Annotated in this window: 7 protein-coding genes and 1 pseudogene; 2 read left to right on the forward strand and 6 right to left on the reverse strand. The window is 70.9% G+C overall.

What is annotated here, in order from left to right; all coding sequences use genetic code 11:
• The first annotated feature begins 159 nt into the window (after positions 1-159).
• Positions 160-510 (forward strand): hypothetical protein, encoded by a 351-nt coding sequence (locus tag QK444_RS31095; protein ID WP_282785654.1) that lies wholly within the window; start codon positions 160-162, stop codon positions 508-510.
• Between the two features lie 129 nt (positions 511-639).
• Here the strand turns inward: QK444_RS31095 and QK444_RS31100 are convergent, their stop codons facing one another.
• From QK444_RS31100 to bioB, 3 genes are all read right to left on the reverse strand, one after another.
• The gene (locus QK444_RS31100; protein ID WP_282785655.1) at positions 640-1,353 is read right to left on the reverse strand and encodes a DUF2567 domain-containing protein; all 714 of its coding nucleotides are present in this window, start codon (positions 1,351-1,353) and stop codon (positions 640-642) included.
• Complete coding sequence (locus QK444_RS31105; protein ID WP_051037126.1) at positions 1,353-1,586, reverse strand: hypothetical protein; 234 nt, start codon at positions 1,584-1,586, stop codon at positions 1,353-1,355. Before QK444_RS31105 ends, QK444_RS31100 begins: the two co-directional genes overlap by 1 nt.
• Before the next feature lie 68 nt (positions 1,587-1,654).
• Complete coding sequence (bioB, locus tag QK444_RS31110) at positions 1,655-2,668, reverse strand: biotin synthase BioB (protein WP_029929181.1); 1,014 nt, start codon at positions 2,666-2,668, stop codon at positions 1,655-1,657.
• Positions 2,669-2,776: 108 nt separating this feature from the next.
• Between bioB and QK444_RS31115 the strand changes: the two genes are divergently transcribed.
• Entirely contained in the window at positions 2,777-3,361 is a 585-nt protein-coding gene (locus QK444_RS31115; RefSeq protein ID WP_029929182.1) for a TetR/AcrR family transcriptional regulator C-terminal domain-containing protein, read from the forward strand.
• 71 nt (positions 3,362-3,432) lie between these two features.
• Here QK444_RS31115 and QK444_RS31120 read toward each other — a convergent pair whose 3' ends face one another.
• From QK444_RS31120 to QK444_RS31130, 3 genes and pseudogenes are all read right to left on the reverse strand, one after another.
• Positions 3,433-4,560, reverse strand: coding sequence for an alpha/beta hydrolase (locus QK444_RS31120; RefSeq protein WP_282785656.1), 1,128 nt, complete (start codon positions 4,558-4,560; stop codon positions 3,433-3,435).
• A gap of 460 nt (positions 4,561-5,020) precedes the next feature.
• Positions 5,021-5,704: a dethiobiotin synthase gene (bioD, locus tag QK444_RS31125; protein ID WP_282785657.1), complete on the reverse strand. Its 684-nt coding sequence runs from the start codon at positions 5,702-5,704 to the stop codon at positions 5,021-5,023.
• Positions 5,701-6,043, reverse strand: a pseudogene (locus tag QK444_RS31130) (8-amino-7-oxononanoate synthase); the annotation flags it as partial. The pseudogene QK444_RS31130 and the gene bioD, both read right to left, overlap by 4 nt.

Below are 6,043 nucleotides of genomic sequence, written 5' to 3' on the forward strand. Positions count from 1 at the left end.
CCGCTCCGGCGCGGCCGGGTCGTGGCCGCGCTGTGCTGCGGTTCCCATGGCGGTCTCCCGATCGGATGCGGTGTGTGTTCAACGGCCCACGGTAGGCGTGGGAGCGGGTCGGGGCCAGTGAATTTCGCGCCGGGTGTGCGGGCTGGATAGACTGGCCCGATGCCTTTGGTAGACGTCACCTACTCGCCGGATATTCCCGACAGCGTGCTGCGGGAGCTGGCGGAGGTGTTGCCGCACGCGGTGTCGGTGGCGGTGGAGTGCCCGGAGGAGCCGTACGACGGCGATCTACAGCCCGGTGACGTGGAGATCCGGTTCCGGCCGCTCGGCCCGTTCGACCGCAGCGGACTCGATGCGGTGATCGAAATCCGGTCCAAGTACTTCGCGAGCCGCGCGGAGAATCGGCAGGAGCGGGTGGACGGGCTGCACGCGGCCATCGCGAAGGCGGTCGACCTCGACGATTTCGGCGTCTACCTGTCGCTACCGGTCGCCGCGTGGGCGCAGACTGAATAGACCGCATGGGCGTGAACAGACCATGTGGACGTGAGCAGACCACGTGGGCGTGAACGGACCACGTGGGCGCGGAGTGAACAGACGGCGACGCTATCAGCGGCGTGAACGACCGGCGCCGCGAACGGGGGATCAGCGGTCGGGATTGCCCCGGCCCGCGCCCTCGTACGGCATCGGCCCGAAGCCCGGTGCCGAACCGCCGTTCGCTCCCGGACCGCCGTAGGGTCCGTAGCTGATGGCCGAGCCGTACGGTCCGGATGCGAGCAGGCCGCGGCGCGGCGCTTCGCCGCCGAAGGGCTGGAACTGTCCGCTGCCCAGATCGTCGGCCACGCTCAGGGCCGACCAGATGAGCACCAGCAGCGTCGCCACCAGCGGTTGCGCGATGAGGGCCTGCCAGGCGGGCACGGTGGGCGCGAGTTCGACGATCGACCCGACCGGTGGATTCTCCGGGCGCGGGTACAGCACCTCGGCGGCGGCCTCGCCGACCAGGCGCATGACGAACGCGCCCAGCAGCGAGCCGATCACCAATCCGGCCAGCAGTATCGGCCCGCGCACGCGCCGCCACCGCCACGTGCCGGTGGCGGTGAGCACCCCGGTCACCATGCCGACGAGAACGAAGACGGCCAGCGCGTCGAACTGGTGCGCGCTCTCCCCGGTCAGCACCGCACCACGGTCCGGCTCCACCACCACCAACCGTTCGGCGGGGGCGAGGAAGGCCCACACCATCGCCGCCATCGCACTGACCGCGGTGACGCCCGCGACGACCAGCGCGGCCGCCCGGCGTTCCCGCCGCAGCACCTCGGTCCGCGTCCCGGCGGCTCCGGGTGGAGCGAATCCCGGTGCCACTACCGGTGTTCCAGACTCTTCGAGTCCAGCACCCCGTGGCGCGAGCATTTCGCCCACCAACCGTCCGGACTCACCTGCACGATCATGCGGCGGCCGCACTGCTCGCAGTAGCGCGGCGGTTCCAGCCCGAGCGCGGCGGCGGCCGGGACCGGATCGTCCGCGCCGGGTTCGATCAGCTTGCCGGTGAACGGGTTGTACAGCGCCACGCGCGCGGTGACCTCGTCCGTTTCCATGTCCACGACATTACCCATGTGCGCGCCCACTTCCCGGTATGCGGTTCCCAATCGATATGCGATGCGCACTACAGGGTTTCGTTGAGCGCCTTGATCGGCATCTTCAGCTCGCCCAGCAGATCGAGGTCGGCCTCGGCGGGGCGGCCCAGGGTGGTCAGGTAGTTGCCGACGATGACGGCGTTGATGCCGCCCAGGATGCCCTGCTTGGCGCCCAGGTCGCCGAGGGTGATCTCGCGACCGCCCGCGAAGCGCAGGATGGTGCGCGGCAGGGCGAGCCGGAAGGCGGCCACGGCGCGCAGCGCGTCGGCGGCGGGCAGCACCTCGAGGTCACCGAACGGGGTGCCCGGGCGCGGGTTGAGGAAGTTCAGCGGCACCTCGTCGGGTTCCAGTTCGGCCAGCTGCGCGGCGAATTCGGCCCGCTGCTCCAGCGATTCGCCCATGCCGAGGATGCCGCCGCAGCACACCTCCATCCCGGCCTCGCGCACCATGCGCAGGGTGTCCCAGCGCTCCTCCCAGGTGTGCGTGGTGACCACCTGCGGGAAGTGCGACTTGGCGGTCTCGAGGTTGTGGTTGTAGCGGTGCACGCCCATGGCGGCGAGCTGGTCGACCTGCTCTTGGCTCAGCATGCCCAGCGAGCACGCGACCTGGATGTCGACCTCGTTGCGAATGGCCTCCACGCCCGCGGCGACCTGCGCCATGAGGCGCTCGTCGGGGCCGCGCACGGCGGCCACGATGCAGAATTCGGTGGCTCCGGTCTTGGCGGTCTGCTTGGCGGCCTCGACCAGGCTGGGGATGTCGAGCCAGGCGGCGCGCACCGGCGACTGGAACAGGCCGGACTGTGAGCAGAAGTGGCAGTCCTCCGGGCAGCCGCCGGTCTTGAGCGAGATGATGCCCTCGACCTCGACCTCGGGACCGCACCACTTCATGCGCACGTCGTGGGCGAGGGCGAGCAGTTCCTCGAGCCGGTCGTCGCCGAGGCGCAGCACCGCGAGGGTCTGCTCCTGGGTCAGGCCGATGCCCTGTTCGAGCACCTGCTCGCGGGCGATCGCCAGAATATCGGTGTTGACGGCTACCTGGGTCACAGCGCGAAATCCCTTCGTCCGGCCGATGTGGCCGAGCAACTTGAACGGTGTTCAGGGTAGGCTAGCAGTCACGAACGTGAGCCGAAACACGAAGGGTCGGGATTATCCGTGCAGCTGCACCGCACCGATGTGGTCGACGGGGCCATCGCCATTCTGGACCAGTACGGTCTGGCCGATCTGACCATGCGGCGCCTGGCCGGATCGCTGCATGTGCAGCCCGGGGCGCTGTACTGGCACTTCCCCAACAAGCAGGCGCTGCTGGGCGCGGTGGCCGACCGCATCCTCGCCCCCATGGACGAACCCGTGACCGCCGACGAATGGTCCGGGCAGCTCGGCGAACTGGCCCATCGGCTGCGCTCATGCCTGCTGGCCTACCGGGACGGGGCCGAATTGGTCTCCGCCACCTACGCTTCCCGCCTCACCACCTCGAAAGGCCGCGAGCGCATGGCGAGTGCGGCCATTCGGGCCGGAATGACCAGGGAGGAGGCCGATCTCGCGGCCTTCACCCTGCTCTACTACGTGCTCGGACAGACCGTGGACGAGCAGGCGCGCATGCAGATGGACTCGGTGGGCGCGCTGGCCGACGAGCATTCGCCGCTGTACGACACGCCCGACGCGACGGCCCGTTTCGACTTCGGGCTGCAACTGTTCGTGAGCGGGGTGCGGCATCTGCTGGGCACCCGCATCCGCTGATCCGGGAGATCGGGAGATGGTCCGCGGGCGCTCCCGCGCACCGCGATGATCAGGGGCGCTGGATCCGGACCTCAACCGGATGCCATCGGGGTGCGTTCGATCAATCGGACGAACGGCACGACCTGTTGGAGGATCACCGCGTTGTACTCGGCCGGGCGTTGCTTCGGATTGGCGTGACCGGTGGTGCGCGTGGTCACCACCAGCAGGGTGCCGTCCGGGCCACCCACCCGGTCGATGAGCGCCCGGTGGGTGTAGGCGACGTCGACTATGTAGTCGGCGTAGGGGTTTCGAGGGCGGATGAACACGATGGCCGGGCGGGGTTTGCCGTCGGCGGGTTCGGCCAGCGCGCGCAGATGGTTCACCGCGCCCCCGGCCACGATCGCCCTGAACTGGGATTCGATCAGACCGGTGCTGGCCACATCGGTGGTGAGGATCTTCTCGCGCAACGAATCCCGCACCGCCTCGCGGAAGTCGTCGGGTTCGATGCCGTAGCGGCCGCCCTGATATCGGTCACGGCGGGAGTAGGTTTCGGCGGTCAGCCGCAACAGCCTGCTCTCGCGCGCACCGGGGAACCAGCCCACCCAGCGCATGAGCTCCTCCCCCTGGTCGCGGCTCTCCCGGCGCACGGCGTGCAGGTCGATCGGGGTGCAGTCCAGCAGTACCGCCAGCACCTGCCGGGAACTGGCGGTGTGCAGGTGGTGGGCGATCTCCAGGGCGATGACGCCGCCCATACTGTGGCCGGCCAGCACGACCTTCGGTATGTGCGCGGCCTCGGTGACCCGCACGATGAGGTCGGCGATGACCTTGGTGTCGATACCGGTGTTGTCGTAGCGCACCGCCCACACCGAACCGAGCTGGCTCAACGTCGGTAGCGCGCGGGCGGTGTCGGTGGCGTCGAGCGAGCCCAGACCGACCAGATCGAAGACCGCCGTATCGGCCGCCGCCGCGCCGGAGGGGCCGGCGATGGGCAGGACGGCGGGTGCGGTGCGGGCCAGCCGCGCCCGCTCGGGGGCGACATCGAGTCGCCAATATTGTGCGAACAGCGCGAGGAACAGCAGCGGTATCAGCGCGAACCGGGCCGCGATCCGCAGCCCGCGCCGCTCTCGCCACCGGGTTCCGAATCGGGTTTCGCGCAGCCGCGCCCGCCGCCGCTCGTCGTCGTACTCGGCGGCGCCGGACGGATGTGGATAGTCCCACATACCGATCCACTGTAGGCAGGGATCGCCCGGTGATCACACCGCCGGAGCGCCGCCGCGGCTCCGAAGCGCGAACTACGCGACGGATTCACGCGCGGGCGACGGCGATCCCACGTGCGACGACACCACAGTCGACCGCGCACCAGCGATCCCCCACCACGGGCACGAGCCACAGTCAGCCCCGTGACGGCGGCCCCACGGCGCGCGCACGCCCGCGTCCCCGTGTCAGCGATACCGCCCACTGCGCGTGGGCTACCGCGATCCCCGTGGCGGCGGCCCCCACGGCGCACACTCGCGTCCGCGCCGCAGCGGCGATACCGCCCACTGCGCTCCGCGATCCGCGTGGCGACGACTCGATCGCCGGTGCGGTACCACTGCCCTCCGGGTCCCGCGTCGCGACCGAACACGGCAGCCGGACGCGGACCGGTCGGGAGCGAGGCCCTGGACCGCGCATGCCGACGGTTCAGCCGGGCAGGTAGCGGGCGCGCCAGTCGGCGTCGAACCAGCCGGGGGCGGCGGCGGCGAAGCGGGCGGCGGGCCAGGAGCCGACGCCGAAGGGGAGGGTGCCGACCAGGTCGACGCCGGTGACGGCGGGCAGGTCGGCGCGATTGCAGGTGGCGGCGAGGTCGGGGTCGTCCGGCCAAGCGCCGATGACCAGGCCCGCGCACGGGACACCCGCCGAAGCCAGTGTGCGCGTGGTCAATTCGCTGTGGTTCAGGGTGCCCAGTCCGGCGGCGGCCACCACCAGCACCGGTGCTCCGAGCTGCTGCGCCAGGTCGAGCAGGGTGAATTCGCCCATCCGCACCAGCAGTCCACCCGCCCCCTCCACCAGGGTGAGATCGGCGTCGGCCAGCGATTCCACCGCCGCCGCCGTATCGGCGAGGGTCAGCAGCGGCCGACCGCAGCGGCGCGCGGCGGTATCGGGGGCCAGTGGATCGGGATAGCGCGCCAGTTCCAGGGTGCGGGTGACCCCGCTGAGTCGTTCGACGACGGCCAGGTCACCGGGTTCGCCTGGCGCGACCCCGGTTTGGGCGGGCTTGCACACCGCCACCCGCGCCCCGGCCGCCCGTGCGGTCGCCGCCAGCGCGGCGGTGACCATGGTCTTTCCGACATCGGTGGACGTGCCGGTTACGAAGAGAACGCTCATGCCGGAACCGTCTGCTGCCCGCGCGCCCGCGCCAACACCTCGCCGAGAACCGTTGCGATGGTGTCGAGTTCGGCGGGGGTGAGGTCGGCGCGGGCGGTGAGGCGCAACCGTGAGGTGCCCTCGGGGACCGAGGGCGGGCGGAAGCAGCCGACGCTGAGGCCCCGTTCTCGGCAGGCGACGGCGGCGTCGTAGGCAACCCGCGCCTCGCCGAGCACCACCGACACCACGGCCGAATCGGGTTGTGTCACATCGGCGATCCGGGCCAGGTCGGCCGCCCGGTCGAGCACCCGACCGGCCAGGCCGGGGTCGCGGCGCAGGATGCCCAGGGCGGCGCGGGCG

The organism is Nocardia sp. CC201C, from assembly GCF_030010695.1.
In the GTDB taxonomy this organism is placed as follows: domain Bacteria; phylum Actinomycetota; class Actinomycetes; order Mycobacteriales; family Mycobacteriaceae; genus Nocardia; species Nocardia otitidiscaviarum.